This window comes from Actinoplanes flavus, assembly GCF_017592555.1.
Lineage (GTDB): Bacteria > Actinomycetota > Actinomycetes > Mycobacteriales > Micromonosporaceae > Actinoplanes > Actinoplanes flavus.
On sequence record NZ_JAGFNS010000001.1, the window covers coordinates 382,664 to 395,468 of the forward strand.

The 12,805-nt window shown below is 71.5% G+C and carries 13 protein-coding genes; 1 reads left to right on the forward strand and 12 read right to left on the reverse strand.

The genetic code is table 11. The annotated features are described in order from the left end of the window. Positions 1 to 262: 262 nt before the first annotated feature. The 9 genes from mutM to rsmD all read right to left on the reverse strand — a co-directional run bounded on the left by mutM (position 263) and on the right by rsmD (position 6,431). Positions 263 to 1,114 (reverse strand): bifunctional DNA-formamidopyrimidine glycosylase/DNA-(apurinic or apyrimidinic site) lyase, encoded by an 852-nt coding sequence (gene mutM, locus J5X75_RS01745; RefSeq protein ID WP_208465377.1) that lies wholly within the window; start codon positions 1,112 to 1,114, stop codon positions 263 to 265. A gap of 12 nt (positions 1,115 to 1,126) precedes the next feature. Beyond that, on the reverse strand, positions 1,127 to 2,296 hold the full coding sequence (locus J5X75_RS01750) for a mannosyltransferase family protein (RefSeq protein WP_208465379.1): 1,170 nt from the start codon (positions 2,294 to 2,296) through the stop codon (positions 1,127 to 1,129). After that, positions 2,293 to 3,018 (reverse strand): ribonuclease III, encoded by a 726-nt coding sequence (rnc, locus tag J5X75_RS01755; protein ID WP_208465381.1) that lies wholly within the window; start codon positions 3,016 to 3,018, stop codon positions 2,293 to 2,295. Before rnc ends, J5X75_RS01750 begins: the two co-directional genes overlap by 4 nt. Next, positions 3,011 to 3,976 (reverse strand): phosphate acyltransferase PlsX, encoded by a 966-nt coding sequence (locus tag J5X75_RS01760; protein WP_307797900.1) that lies wholly within the window; start codon positions 3,974 to 3,976, stop codon positions 3,011 to 3,013. Before J5X75_RS01760 ends, rnc begins: the two co-directional genes overlap by 8 nt. Positions 3,977 to 4,011: 35 nt before the next feature. Then, positions 4,012 to 4,185, reverse strand: coding sequence for a 50S ribosomal protein L32 (rpmF, locus tag J5X75_RS01765; protein WP_043527495.1), 174 nt, complete (start codon positions 4,183 to 4,185; stop codon positions 4,012 to 4,014). A gap of 5 nt (positions 4,186 to 4,190) precedes the next feature. Continuing rightward, complete coding sequence (locus tag J5X75_RS01770; RefSeq protein WP_208465383.1) at positions 4,191 to 4,754, reverse strand: YceD family protein; 564 nt, start codon at positions 4,752 to 4,754, stop codon at positions 4,191 to 4,193. A 75-nt stretch (positions 4,755 to 4,829) separates the two neighbouring features. Further along, complete coding sequence (locus J5X75_RS01775) at positions 4,830 to 5,327, reverse strand: ATP synthase subunit B family protein (RefSeq protein WP_208465384.1); 498 nt, start codon at positions 5,325 to 5,327, stop codon at positions 4,830 to 4,832. A gap of 64 nt (positions 5,328 to 5,391) precedes the next feature. After that, entirely contained in the window at positions 5,392 to 5,871 is a 480-nt protein-coding gene (coaD, locus tag J5X75_RS01780) for a pantetheine-phosphate adenylyltransferase (RefSeq protein WP_188119493.1), read from the reverse strand. Further along, positions 5,868 to 6,431 (reverse strand): 16S rRNA (guanine(966)-N(2))-methyltransferase RsmD, encoded by a 564-nt coding sequence (gene rsmD, locus J5X75_RS01785; RefSeq protein ID WP_208465385.1) that lies wholly within the window; start codon positions 6,429 to 6,431, stop codon positions 5,868 to 5,870. The genes coaD and rsmD overlap by 4 nt, the downstream gene beginning before the upstream one ends. 279 nt (positions 6,432 to 6,710) lie before the next feature. Here rsmD and J5X75_RS01790 point away from each other — a divergent pair, with 279 nt between their 5' ends. Beyond that, positions 6,711 to 7,643 (forward strand): LPXTG cell wall anchor domain-containing protein, encoded by a 933-nt coding sequence (locus tag J5X75_RS01790; RefSeq protein WP_208465386.1) that lies wholly within the window; start codon positions 6,711 to 6,713, stop codon positions 7,641 to 7,643. A gap of 51 nt (positions 7,644 to 7,694) precedes the next feature. Here J5X75_RS01790 and J5X75_RS01795 read toward each other — a convergent pair whose 3' ends face one another. From J5X75_RS01795 to J5X75_RS43855, 3 genes are read right to left on the reverse strand one after another with little or no spacing between them, the layout of a single operon-like run. Next, on the reverse strand, positions 7,695 to 8,030 hold the full coding sequence (locus J5X75_RS01795; protein ID WP_208465387.1) for a DUF952 domain-containing protein: 336 nt from the start codon (positions 8,028 to 8,030) through the stop codon (positions 7,695 to 7,697). Beyond that, a complete protein-coding gene (gene recG / locus J5X75_RS01800; protein WP_208465388.1) occupies positions 8,027 to 10,207 on the reverse strand; it encodes an ATP-dependent DNA helicase RecG in 2,181 nt (726 codons plus the stop codon). Before recG ends, J5X75_RS01795 begins: the two co-directional genes overlap by 4 nt. Continuing rightward, a complete protein-coding gene (locus J5X75_RS43855; protein WP_307797886.1) occupies positions 10,204 to 12,771 on the reverse strand; it encodes a DAK2 domain-containing protein in 2,568 nt (855 codons plus the stop codon). Before J5X75_RS43855 ends, recG begins: the two co-directional genes overlap by 4 nt. Positions 12,772 to 12,805: the final 34 nt, after the last annotated feature.

Below are 12,805 nucleotides of genomic sequence, written 5' to 3' on the forward strand. Positions count from 1 at the left end.
GCGGGGGGGGCCCCCCCCCCGGCCCCCCCCCCCCCCCCCCCCCCCCGGGCCGCCCCCCCCCCCCCCCCCCCCCCCCCCCCACGGGGTGGGGCAGCGCCCACGGGATGGGGCAGCGCCGATAGGCGCGGTGACTCCCGGGGGCGCGGTGAGGGTGAGTGGGCAGCTCAGCCCGGCGGGGGCGGCACAGGCTGGAGCCGCGGTCAGGTCGCGTGGCAGGGCGGGACGGGGAAGGTGCGGTCGGGGGCGGCCTCGCGCGTACCGGTCAAAGGGTTTTGCGGGGTCTCGGTTGGCAGCGAGGGCAACTGAACGAGGAGCGGTTCATGAAGTGCTCGCGGCGGATGATCGCGCCGCAGCGGTGGCAGGGCTCGTTCTCGCGGCCGTAGGCGTTGAGGGAGCGGTCGAAATAGCCGCTCTCGCCGTTCACGTTGACGTAGAGCTCGTCGAAGCTGGTGCCGCCGGCCACGATGGCCTCGGACAGGACGTCGCGGACGTGGCCGAGCAGCCGCCCGACCGCGGGGCGGGTGAGCTGGTCGGTGGGGCGGGCGCCGTGCAGTCCGGCACGCCACAGGGCCTCGTCGGCGTAGATGTTGCCGATGCCGGAGATCAGGGTCTGGTCGAGGAGCGCCCGTTTCACCTCGGTGTGGCGGCCCCGGATGCGGGCCGTGAACGCCGCGTCGTCGAAGAGCGGGTCCATCGGGTCGCGGGCGATGTGGGAGATCTCGGCGGGCAACTCGGCGCCGCCCTCGGAGACCGACAGGCCGCCGAAGGTGCGCTGGTCCACGAAGCGCAGCTGCGGGCCGCCGTCGGTGAAGGTGAAGCGGATCCGCAGGTGCTTCTCGTCGGCGGCCTCGGCGGGCTGCATGAGCAGCTGGCCGCTCATGCCGAGGTGGCCGACGATCGCGTCGCCGGAGTCGAGCGGCAGCCACAAATACTTCCCGCGGCGGGAGATGTCCAGCACGGTCCGGTCGGCGAGCACCGCCGAGAAGTGGGCGTCGCCGGGCAGATGGCGGCGGATGGCCCGGGGATGCAGCACCTCGGCGGTGGCGATGGTGCGGCCGGTCACCCACTTGGCCAGGCCCATGCGGACGGTCTCGACCTCGGGAAGCTCGGGCACTGGCGGTGTCCTTTACAACGTGTACGGCCAGACGGTCACCAGGTAGGCGCCGTAGTAGAGACCGAACAGCGCCCAGGCGGCGATCGACAGGACCGCGACCCGGGGGCGGGCGCGGGCGGCGGCCACGACGGCCGGCAGCAGCGTCAACAGTACGGGCAGCAGCAGCCGTGGCTTGGAGTGGTAGAAGCCGGCCTGCCCGTAGACGAGGATCATCGCCACCACGCCGTAGACGACCAGCGGCGGCCACGGCTTCCCCGCCAGTGCCACCCCGGCCGCCACGAGGGCCGCCAGCAGGATGAACGCGACGCTGAGCGGGATCCAGCCGTCGCCCTCGCGCAGCGTCGTCCAGAGGAACTTCCCGGTGCTCTCGCCGTAGTCGAACGAGGTGCCCCACCCCGCCGTCTGGATCTTGAACCAGGCGTCCAGCTCGCCCACCCGGTAGGCGACCCAGCCCAGGTAGAGCGGCACCCCGGCGAGCGCGGCGGCCGCGGCGGCCAGCGGCTTCCACTTCGGCCGGTCGCCGTCGCGGAGCGCGAGCAGGGCGGCCACGGCGAGCCCGAGCGCGGCGGCGGCGCCGGTCGGCCGGGTCAGCGCGGTGGCCAGGCCGAGCAGGCCGGCGGCCCACCACACCCGGCGGTGCGCGGCCACGAACATGCCGGCGACCAGGGCGATGAAGAGACTTTCCGAGTACGCCATGGACAGCACCACGGACGCCGGCGCCGTGAAGCAGATCGCCACCAGCGCCCATCCGGCCCGCTTGCTGTAGAGGCTGGTGCCGAGCAGGTGCAGCGCGATCGCGGCGGCGATCGAGGCGAGCCAGGCCACGCCGAGCGCGGCCGAACGGGGTTCGATGCCGATCGCGGCGCCGGCCCGGATGAGGATCGGGTAGACCGGGAAGAAGGCGAGCTCGTTGCCCTCCAGCTGGCCGGTGTCGCTGTAGGTGTAGCCCTCGGGGTAGCCGTCGACGGCGACCCGGAGGAACCAGCCGGCGTCCCAGACGAGGAGGCGCTCCCAGACGGTCCTCGGCTGGTCGGTGGCGCCGCCCAGCCAGGCGATCATGATGAGCTGGCCGACCCGGGTGAGGGCGAGGATCCCCACCGCGGCGAGGACCCCGTTCCACCCGCCCGCTTTATCCCATAGGGCGGACTCTTTCGTCTCTTCTTCCTCCGCTATGGCGGTCACGACTCGGTCTTCTCGGCCTGCTCGGTGAGCGTCCGCCACGCCGCCGCCGCGGCCCGCTGCTCGGCCTGCTTCTTGCTGCGGCCCTCGGAGCCGCCGTAACGCTCGCCGGCCACCACCACCCAGGCCGTGAAGGTCTTGGCGTGATCCGGGCCGGAGTCCTCGATCTCGTAGTCCGGCACGCCCAGGCCGAGCGCCGCGGTCAGCTCCTGGAGGCTGGTCTTCCAATCCAGGGCCGCGCCCCGGCCGGCCGACTCGGCCATCAGCGGATCGAACAGCCGGTGGATCACCTCACCGGCGATCTCCAGGCCGTGCTCCAGGTAGATGGCGCCGAGCAGGGCCTCCAGCGTGTCGGCCAGGATGCTCGCCTTGTCCCGCCCGCCGGTGGTCTCCTCACCCTTGCCGAGCAGCAGGTGCGGGCCGAGCCCGGCCGGGCCCAGGCCGCGGGCCACGTCGGCGAGCGCGTGCATGTTGACCACGCTGGCCCGCAGCTTGGCGAGCTGCCCCTCGGGCAGATCCGGGTGGTTGTGGAAGAGCGCCGACGTGATCACCACGCCGAGCACCGAGTCGCCCAGGAACTCCAGGCGCTCGTTGGTCGGGAGACCCCCGTTCTCGTACGCGTACGACCGGTGGGTCAGCGCCCGTTCCAGCAGCTCCGGCTTGAACGGGACACCGAACGCCTCCTCGAGTGGCTCGGTGGACGGACGACGGCGCTTGTCAATCATGCGATACCTCGCTGTACCTCAGCAGATCGGCGATCGCCGCGACCGAGGCGCGGCGGTGCAGGTCGGCCGCGAGCGCGATGCCCGCGGCGAGATCCGGGCCGGCGGCGGCGCCGTGGCAGACCACGACCGTGCCGGACACCCCGAGCAGCAGCGCGGCACGGGGTGGCGGAGTCTTGTCCGGGGAGGGTGGCCGGGTCAGGGCGTACGCCGTCTCCAGGCCTTTCAGAAGCACGTTTCCGGTGAAACCGTCGGTCACCACCACGTCGGCGGCGCGGCCCAGGACGATGTCGCCGCCCTCGACCAGTCCGGCGTAGCGGGCGCCGCCGGGCAGCGGCAGATCGACGAGCAGGTTGGGCAGGGCGCGGCGCAGGCGGTCGCCCTTGCCGGGCTCGGTGCCGATGGTGAGCAGGCCGACGCGGGGCGCGGGGACCCGGTGGACGACCGCGGCGTACGCGGCCCCGAGCCGGGCGTGCCAGGCGAGGGTCTCCTCGTCCGGGTCGACGCTGGAGCCGACGTCGAGCAGGACCACCCGGCCGGCCACGGTGGGCAGCACGGCGGCCAGGGCCGGACGTCGAATGCCGGGCCAGCGGCCCAGCTCGCGGGCGGCGGCGAGAACCGTGGCCCGGGTGTCGCCGGCGGAGACCAGCGCGTCGGCGCGGCCCTGGGCGACGGCGGCCATCGCGCCGTTGACGGTGTCGGTGGGCGTGATGGCGGTGGTGATCCGGCGCCGGTCGCCCGGTTTCAGGGCGGCGAGCACCGCGTCGGCGGCATCGGCCGGACCGACGAGAGTCAGGTGGAGGGACGGATCGGCCCGGCAAGCGCGCAGAGCGCCGTCAACCACGACGGCGGGAGCCTGGTCCCCGCCGAGGAGGTCGACGGCGATCCGCGCGGTGCCCGGCTCCCCGACAGTGCGCTGTCCGGGAGCCGTGGCACCGGTGGTTCGCCACCGCTCGGGCACGACCCGCCCGATGATCGGGCGAGTCACGCGCGACGTCAGACCTCGAGGACCTGACGGCCGTTGTAGGTGCCGCAGACGCCACAGGCGGCGTGCGGCAGCTTCGGCGACTTGCACTGGGAGCAGGCCGCGGTAACCACCGCGGTCGCCTTCCAGTTCGCCCGGCGCGAGCGGGTGTTGCTGCGCGACATCTTGCGCTTGGGGACGGCCACGGTTCCTACTCCTCGTTTTTTGACAGATTGCGCAAAGCGGCCCAGCGGGGGTCGACTTCCCCATGGCTGTGATCAGCCGGGAGGTCGTCGAAATGCACCCCACACTCGGGGCACAACCCTGGGCAGTCCGGCCGGCAGAGCGGATTGGTCGGCAGAGTCAGGACGATCGCGTCCCGCACCGCCGGCTCCAGGTCGAGCAGGTCGCCCTGCATCCGGCCGACCTCGTCCTCGTCGGTGGTCTCCTCCGTGGTGCTGTCCGCGTAGGCGAACAGCTCCGCGATCGAGACCTCGAACGACTTGTCGATCTCGTTGAGGCAACGCCCGCACTCGCCGGTGAGCGAGCCGCTGACGGTGCCACTGACGTAGACCCCCTCGGAGACCGACGTCAGGGTCGCATCGACCGTGAGATCGGAGCCCTCGGGGACCGAGATCAGCTCCAGGCCGAGGTCCGCCGGGGCCGGCACCACCCGTTTCAGGGCACGCGTCGCACCAGGCTGCCGGGGGAGCTTCGTCGTGTCGACGACCAGCGGCTGCCTGGGGTCCAGGTGACTCTGCGGTGACTTGGGCATCGTGATTCCTCAGCCATGGTAGGCCGACCGAAAACATTACCTGAGCTTGTCGGACGTCGTCGAATCGGGCTGCGGTCAGAACGGCAACGGGCGCTCGGCATCCTCACCCTGGAAGGTACCGATCTCGCGGAGCGCGTGCATCTTGTCACGTCCCCGCTCGATCGACGCCAGCGCCCGGGTCAGGAACTGCTCGAAGTTGGCCAGCGCGGTGTCGACGTAGTCGTCGACCTCCTCACGCAGACGCTGCGCCTCGGTCCGCGCCTCGGCGATGATCCGGGCGCCCTCGTGCTCGGCCGAGACGGTGATCTCGTTCACGGAGACGAGCCGGGCGTGCTCCGTCTCACCCTCGCTGACGATCCGGTCGGCCTCGCGGCGGCCGGCGTCGACGATCCGGTCGCGCTCGTCCAGGACCGCGGCCGCGCGGCGCAGCGCCTCGGGCAGTTCGGAGCGGAGGATCTCGAGGCGGTCGATCATCTCGGCGCGGTCGAACATGAAGTTCGTCCGGGACATGGGTACGGAGCGCGCGTCCTGCACAAGGTCGATGATCTCGTCGATGCGGTCGAGCGGATCCACCGTGCCTCACTCCCGTCGTCGAACCGCCACCCAGCGTGGTGCGATCACGTTACTTCGCCGCCGCCTAATTCTGCTTCAACCGACCCACGAGGCGGGCCAGCACATTGTCGGGAAGGTAGGAGGAGGCGTCGCCACCCCACTTGACCACGTCTTTGACCAGGCTCGACGACAGGAACGAGTAGAGCGGGTTGGTCGGCATGAACAGGGTCTCCACACCGGAGAGCCCGATGTTCATCTGCGCCATCTGCAACTCGTAGTCGAAGTCGCTGACCGCGCGGAGCCCCTTGACGACCACGGCCGCGCCCTGGTCCCGGCAGAAGTCGACCAGCAGGCCGTGGAAGGACGCCACCCGGACGTTGCTGTACTGCGCCGTCGCCTCGCCGAGCATCTCGAGACGCTCGTCGATGGTGAACAGGCCGGTCTTCGACTGGTTGATGAGGACTCCGATGATGACCTCGTCGAAGAGCCGGCTGGCCCGTCCGATGATGTCGAGGTGCCCGTTGGTGACCGGGTCGAAGGAGCCGGGACACACCGCTCGTCTCATGATCGGCGACCGTACCAAAGCGTGGTCTCGCCATAACGCCGGGTACGGTCGCCCGCCAGACCGTCCACCCAGCTCAACGGTCCACCCCGGGTGGACCGCTCGAAGATCACCACGGCGCCGGGCGCCAGCCAGCCGTTGGCCACCAGTTCCTCCTGGACGGTGTCGATCTCGTCGTCACCGAGCGCGTACGGCGGGTCGGCGAACACCACGTCGTACGGCCCACCGGCCGGCGGGTCGCCGAGGACCTGCACGACCTTGCCGGTGACCAGCCGGGCGGCCGAACCGACCCGCAGGGACACGATGTTGTCCCGCACCACCCGGGCGGCCTTGGCGTCCGACTCGACGAGCAGCGCGTGGTCGGCGCCGCGGGACAGCGCCTCCAGGCCGACGGCGCCGGATCCGGCGTACAGGTCGGCGAACCGCGAGCCGGACAGATCGGTCATCGTCTCCAGTGAGCTGAAGAACGCCTCCCGCACCCGGTCCGATGTGGGCCTCGTGTGCGCGCCGGACGGAGCGGACAGCCGACGGCCGCCGTGCGCACCCGCGATAATCCTGGTCATCAAAGGGGACGCTACTTCACCACCCGGCGTGAGCCACCTTCGCGTGAACAATTCCCTCGTCACGGGCACGACGCGCGACGATACGGTTCCGTTCGGTAAAACGAAGATCACAGATCTGCAACAAGCTCCTTAGCGAGCGCTGAGACGTTTCTTTGATCTCCTGGAATGGCTAGGGTCGGGCAGCCGCGGGGTTAGGCGTCGTCTCTGGATCGGTTTCCATCCACCAGCGACAGTCGGCCGCCTCCCACGCGCTCCCGAACCCCTTTCACAGGAGAAGGCGTGAACCTGTCTAAATCCCCGCTCCGCCGCGTGGCCGGTCTGGCTGCCGGCGCCGTCCTCGGCCTGGCCGGAGTCGCGGTGGCCGCCTCCCCGGCGTACGCCACCGACAGCGTCATCGGTTACTCGACGGACTGCGACACCAAGACCGGCGACTGGGTCGTCACCTGGACCGTCACCGGTAACGCCCCCGACGGCGTCGAGAAGTTCCGCTTCAACGCCGTGAAGGCCGAAGAGGGCAACCCGGTCAAGGAGGTCGAGCTCCCCGACTACGAGGTCGGCAAGGAGTACGACACCAACAAGGCGATCACGGCGACCCAGCGCGTCAGCGGCGACAAGAACTTCGCCCGTCTGGGCGTCGAGGTCGAGTTCGACAACGGGCACAAGGACCTCCCGCGCGAGAACACCGCGACCTTCGAGGGCACCTGCGACAAGGACAAGGAGGAGCCGCCGGCCTCGCCGTCGCCGTCCTCCCCGTCGCCGAGCCCCAGCCTGCCGTCCGAGGAGCCGGAGATTCCGGACGACCTGCCCGGCGAGCCCGAGCCGATCTTCGAGCTCACCTGCGACACGATGACCATCGGGTTCGACAACCCGAAGGACAGCCTGCCGATCAAGCTGGGCTACGAGACCAGCAAGGGCGAGAAGCGCGAGCGCACCATCGCCCCCGGCACCAAGGGCTCGGAGACGTTCTCCGCCAAGGAGGGCTTCTTCGTCAACCTGACGATCACGGTCACCTACGAGGGCGAGACCTACTCGGAGACCGTGAAGGTCGACTACGTCGAGCCCGCGGGCTGCGAGGACGACAGTGAGGAGCCGGAGCTGCCGCTCACCGGCGCCGCCGCGGGTGGCATCGCCGGCGGTGCCGCCGCGCTGCTGGCCATCGGTGGTCTGCTCTTCGTCATGGCGCGTCGCCGCAAGGTGAAGTTCACCGCCTGATCCACAGCACCATGAAAGGGCGCGTCGACTGCGGTCGGCGCGCCCTTTCCGTTACCGCCCGGCCCACTCCGGGAAAGAACCGTCCGGGCGCGGTGGATAGTCGTGAACGGCCACCACCGCGCCCACCTTCAACCCGCCGTAGATGTGCGGGAACTGCCGTCCGTCCGGCTCCGGTGGGACACCGTCCTCCCAGACGACCGGCACGTCGAGAAGCTCCTCGTCGATCTCCAACAGCAGCAGATCGGTACGCCCGCGGAAGAGCAGCGTGGCCGGGACGTGCACCCAGTCCGCCGGGGAGCAGTGGATGAAACCCTCCGGCCCGACCGGGACGAAGCCTTCCGTGGTGGCCTTGGCCCACGCGTCGCGAGGGCAGAGATGAAAGATCAACCCTTCTCCAGGTACTCGGCGCGATCCTCGTCGACCAGCGCGGCGACCGAGGCCGCCAGCGCCGGGTAACGGGACAGGTCGGGGTCGTCGCCGATCAGCGCGGACGCCTCCGCCCGCGCCTCCTTGATCAGCTTCTCGTCCCGCAGCAGCGACAACAGCCGCAGGTGCGAATGCTTGCCGGACTGCGACGCGCCCAGCACGTCACCCTCCCGGCGCTGCTCCAGGTCGATCTCGGACAGCTTGAAACCGTCCGTCGTCGAGGCCACCGCGTCCAGCCGCTCCCGCGCCGCCGACCCCTCCGCGGCCTCGCTGTGCAGCAGGCAGATGCCGGGCGCCGAACCACGCCCCACCCGGCCGCGCAACTGGTGCAGCTGGGAGACACCGAACCGGTCGGCGTCCAGGATCAGCATCACCGTCGAGTTCGGCACGTCCACGCCCACCTCGATCACCGTGGTCGCCACCAGCACGTCCAGGTCACCGGCCGCGAACCGGCGCATCACCGCGTCCTTCTCGTCCGGCGGCATCTTCCCGTGCAGCATGTCGATCCGCAGACCGTGCAGGTACTGGTCGCGCAGCAGCGGCAGGACCTCGGTCACCGCCAGCGGCGGGCGGCGGGCCGGCTCGGCGTCCTTCGGCGGGGACTCCTCGTCCTCCGGGCCCTCGCCGATCCGGGGACACACCACATACGCCTGATGGCCGGCCCGAACCTCCTCCTTGATCCGCTGCCAGGTGCGGTTCACGTACGCCTGGTTGTCGCCGGGGACGACATGCGAGGCGATCGGCGAACGGCCGCGCGGCAGCTGAGACAGGACCGAGGTCTCCAGGTCGCCGTAGACCGTCATGGCCACCGTGCGCGGAATCGGGGTGGCCGTCATCACCAGCACGTGCGGTGGCCGGGCCGCCTTGGCGCGCAGCGCGTCCCGCTGCTCCACCCCGAACCGGTGCTGCTCGTCCACCACCACCAGGCCGAGATCCTTGAAGTCGACACCCTCGTACAGCAGAGCGTGCGTGCCCACGACGATGCCGGCACGCCCGTCCGCCACCTCGGCCAGCGCGGCACGCCGGGCCGCCGCCCCCAGCGACCCGGTGACCAGCGTCAACCGGGTGCCCTCGGGATCACCGTCCAGCTCACCGGCCCGGCCCAGCGCGCCCAACTGGGCGCTGATCCCGCGGAAATGCTGGGTGGCCAGGACCTCGGTCGGCGCGAGCAGGGCGGCCTGCCCGCCCGCGTCCACCACCTGGAGCATCGCGCGCACCGACACCAGCGTCTTGCCGGAACCCACCTCACCCTGCAACAGCCGGTGCATCGGATGCGGCCGGGACAGGTCGGCCGCGATCTCCTCACCCACCTGACGCTGACCCTCGGTCAGCTCATAGGGCAGACCGGCGTCGAACCTCGCCAGCAACCCGGCCTGCACGCGAGGCCGGGCGGTGCCGGGAGCCGCGGCCGCACGTGCCCGGCGTTGCACGAGCGTCAACTGTACGGCGAAGGCCTCGTCCCACTTGAGACGGTGCTTCGCCCGGTACAGCGCCTCCTCCGAGCTCGGCCGGTGGATCTCCCGCAACGCCGTGCTGATGCCGGTGAGGTTCCGTTTCGCCCGCACCTCGGCCGGCATCGGGTCCGGCGGCGGCTCGAACGTGTCCAGCAGCGTCCGCACACACTTGGCGATCACCCACGTCGGCACCGCCTGCGCCGCCGGGTAGACCGGGATCAGGGCGCCCGCGAACTCCTCGATCTCGGCGGCCGCGTCGTCCTGCGTGGCGTCGGCGCTGAGCAGCTGATAGGCCGGGCCGTTCAGCTGGCGCTTGCCGCGGAACTCGGTCACCTTCCCGGCGAACAGCCCCCACACACCCTTGCGCAGCTCCCGCTCCCGCCACGCCTGATTGAAGAAGGTGCAGGTCAGCGTCGCCCCGGAGCCGTCGCCGATGGTCACCTCGAGCATGTTGCCGCGGCGCTGGCGCATCGGCTTCACATTGATCCCCTGCACCTGGCACAGCAGGGTGACCTGCTCGTCCACCTTCAGGCTGCGCAGGTCGGTGTGCTCGCCGCGCTCGTCGTACCGTCGGGGGAAGTGGTAGATCAGATCACCGGCCGTATGCAGATCGAGGTGATCCGCCAAGGCCTTCGCGGTCTTCGCACCCAGAACCTTGGTCAGCGGGGTGTCCGTGGTGGTCATTCGACTCCTGCCAACAGGTGGTACCGGGGCTGGCCGCCGGCGTAGCACTGCAACTCGATGAACGGCCAGGTGCGGTGCACGTGGCCACGCAGATCCGCCTCCAGGCCCGGCGGGGCGGCCGCACCCAGCACCAGGGTGACCAACTCCCCGCCCCCACCCAGCATCCGGTCCAGCAGGCGGTGACTCACCTCGGTCAGGTCGCCGCCGATCACGTGCACCTCGCCGTCGACCAGGCCCAGCAGGTCACCCGCCCGGCACGGGCCGGCCACCGTGAGAGCGTCCCGCTGCGCGGTGCAGACCTCGCCGTACCGGCAGGCGCCGGCCGCCTCGGCCATCGCGATCACATCGTCGGCGAACGGGCGCTGCTCGTCCCGCACCGCCAGCGCGGCCAGCGCCTGCACCGGCGAACGGGTCGGCACCACACTGACACGGACGCCAGCGGCCTCCGCCTCCCGCGCGGCCGAGACGGCGACCGCCTGCGTGTTCGCGTCATTGGGCAGCAGCACCACCGAACCCGCGCCGGTCGAGTGCACAGCCGCCAGCAACTCGGCGGTGGACGGATTACGGTCCACGACGACGGCGCCCTCCGCCTCGAAGAGAGCCGTCAGCCCGTCCCCGGCCGCGACCACCACGGCGGCCCGCCGATCAGGGCCGGGACGGTGGCCCACCAGCGGAGTCACCCGGATCCGGAACGGACGGCCCGCCTCGACACCCGCCTCGATCGCCGGGCCGACGTCGGTGACGTGGACATGCACGTTCCACGTCGGGGGGTCGCCGTCGCCGGTGCCCACGACGACGAGAGAGTCACCCAGGCCGTCCAGGATGCCGCGCAGCCGGGACACGGCCTCCTCGGTGGCCTCCAGCAGGTATTGCACCTCGAACCCGTAACCGGCGCACTCGTCCTCGTGGGCCGGGCCCCCCCAGCCTTCGCCTCTCCAGACCGCGCGGCCCTCACCTGCCCGGCCGAGCTGGCCTTCGCCTGCCGTTTGCCCCTCACCCGCCCGAACCGCGTGCCCCTCGCCTACCCGAATCGCCTGACTCTCGCCTGCCCGATCCGCTTGCTCATCGCTTGCCCGAACCGCCTGACCTTCGCCTACCCGGGCCGCGTGCCCCTCGCCTACCCGAATCGCCTGATCCTCGCCTACCCGGGCCGCGTGCCCCTCGCCTACCCGGGCCGCGTGCCCCTCGCCTACCCGATCCGCTTGCTCATCGCCCGCCCGAACCGCCTGGCCCTCGCCCGCCCGAACCGCGTGCCCTTCGCCTGCCCGGGCCGCTTGCCCCTCGCCTACCCGATCCGCTTGCTCATTGCTTGCCCGAATCGCATGGCCCTCGCCCACTCGGGTCGATTGCTCCCCGTTTGGTTCAATTGCCTGATCATCGCCCATCCAGGCCGTCTGGCCCGGATATTCCTGACCTGCCGGGGTCTCTCCCGCCCGGACCGCCTGGTTCTCGCCCGCTGGAACCGCCTGGGCTGTGTTCTCCCGGCCCGGCCATCGGTTCGGATCTTCCTGAACCACCGGGCCGCTGCGAACCAGCGGCTCAGCGGTCGACGCCGGGCCGCCGATCGGGGCGGCCGGCGTGGTGCGGACGGCTCGATCCGGGTCCGCCGGATCGCCGCTTCCGGAATCAGACGATGCCGGGCCGTTGGCGACCACCGCGTGTGCGCCGCCATGAGCGGTCACCTTTTCGCCGCTGGGCACCACCGAGGGGGCATCGCCACCAGGCACCACCGAGGGCGCATCACCACCGGGCACCGCCGGGGGCGCATCACCACCGGGCATCAGCGGACGCGTGTCGCCGCCAGACACCACCGGACGCGTGTCGCCGCCAGACACCACCGAACGCGTGTCGCCGCCAGACACCACCGGACGCGCATCACCATCGGACACCACCGGACGCGTATCGCCGCCAGACACCGCCGGAGGCGCGTCGCGGCCGGCGACCACCTCGACCAGGGCGTCGAGCAGGAGGCAGAGGCCGCGTCCGCCGGCGTCGACCACGCCCGCGCGGGCGAGCACCGGCAGCTGCTGCGGGGTGCGCTCGAGCGCCTCGGCGGCGGCCCGCGCGGCCGCCCGGGCCACGGTGGCCAGGTCGTCGGACCTGGTCCGCCCGGCGCCCTCGGCCGCCGCGGCCACCACCGACAGCACGGTGCCCTCGACCGGACGGGCCACCGCGGCGTACGCGGCGTCCGTCGCCGTCCGCAAGGCGCGGGCCAGCTCACCGCCGCGCACCGCGACAGCGGCCGCGAAGGCGTCGGCCATGCCGCGCAGAATCTGCGAGACGATGACACCGGAGTTACCCCGGGCGCCGAGCAGGGCGCCACGGGCCATCCGGCGCATCAGCCGGGCCACCGCGGTCGTGCCCTCCGGCCCCGGCTCCGGATCCACCGGACCGGCCACCGCCTCGTGCGCGGCCGTCAGGGTGAGGACAAGGTTGGTGCCGGTGTCACCGTCGGGCACCGGGTAGACGTTCAGATCGTCGATCTCACGCTGATGCGCCCGAAGTGCCTCCAGCCCACCATCGCACCAGCGGCGTACCGCGGCGGCATCGAGGGTCTCCAGCACGCGAAAATCGTACTTGCGACCCCCGACAATCGCG

Excerpts from the sequence above, each read along its gene's own strand:
- rnc (WP_208465381.1), bottom strand. The coding sequence starts at position 3,018 with ATGATTGACAAGCGCCGTCGTCCGTCCACCGAGCCACTCGAGGAGGCG.
- J5X75_RS01770 (WP_208465383.1), bottom strand. The coding sequence starts at position 4,754 with ATGCCCAAGTCACCGCAGAGTCACCTGGACCCCAGGCAGCCGCTGGTC.
- coaD (WP_188119493.1), bottom strand. The coding sequence starts at position 5,871 with ATGAGACGAGCGGTGTGTCCCGGCTCCTTCGACCCGGTCACCAACGGG.
- rsmD (WP_208465385.1), bottom strand. The coding sequence starts at position 6,431 with ATGACCAGGATTATCGCGGGTGCGCACGGCGGCCGTCGGCTGTCCGCT.
- recG (WP_208465388.1), bottom strand. The coding sequence starts at position 10,207 with ATGACCACCACGGACACCCCGCTGACCAAGGTTCTGGGTGCGAAGACC.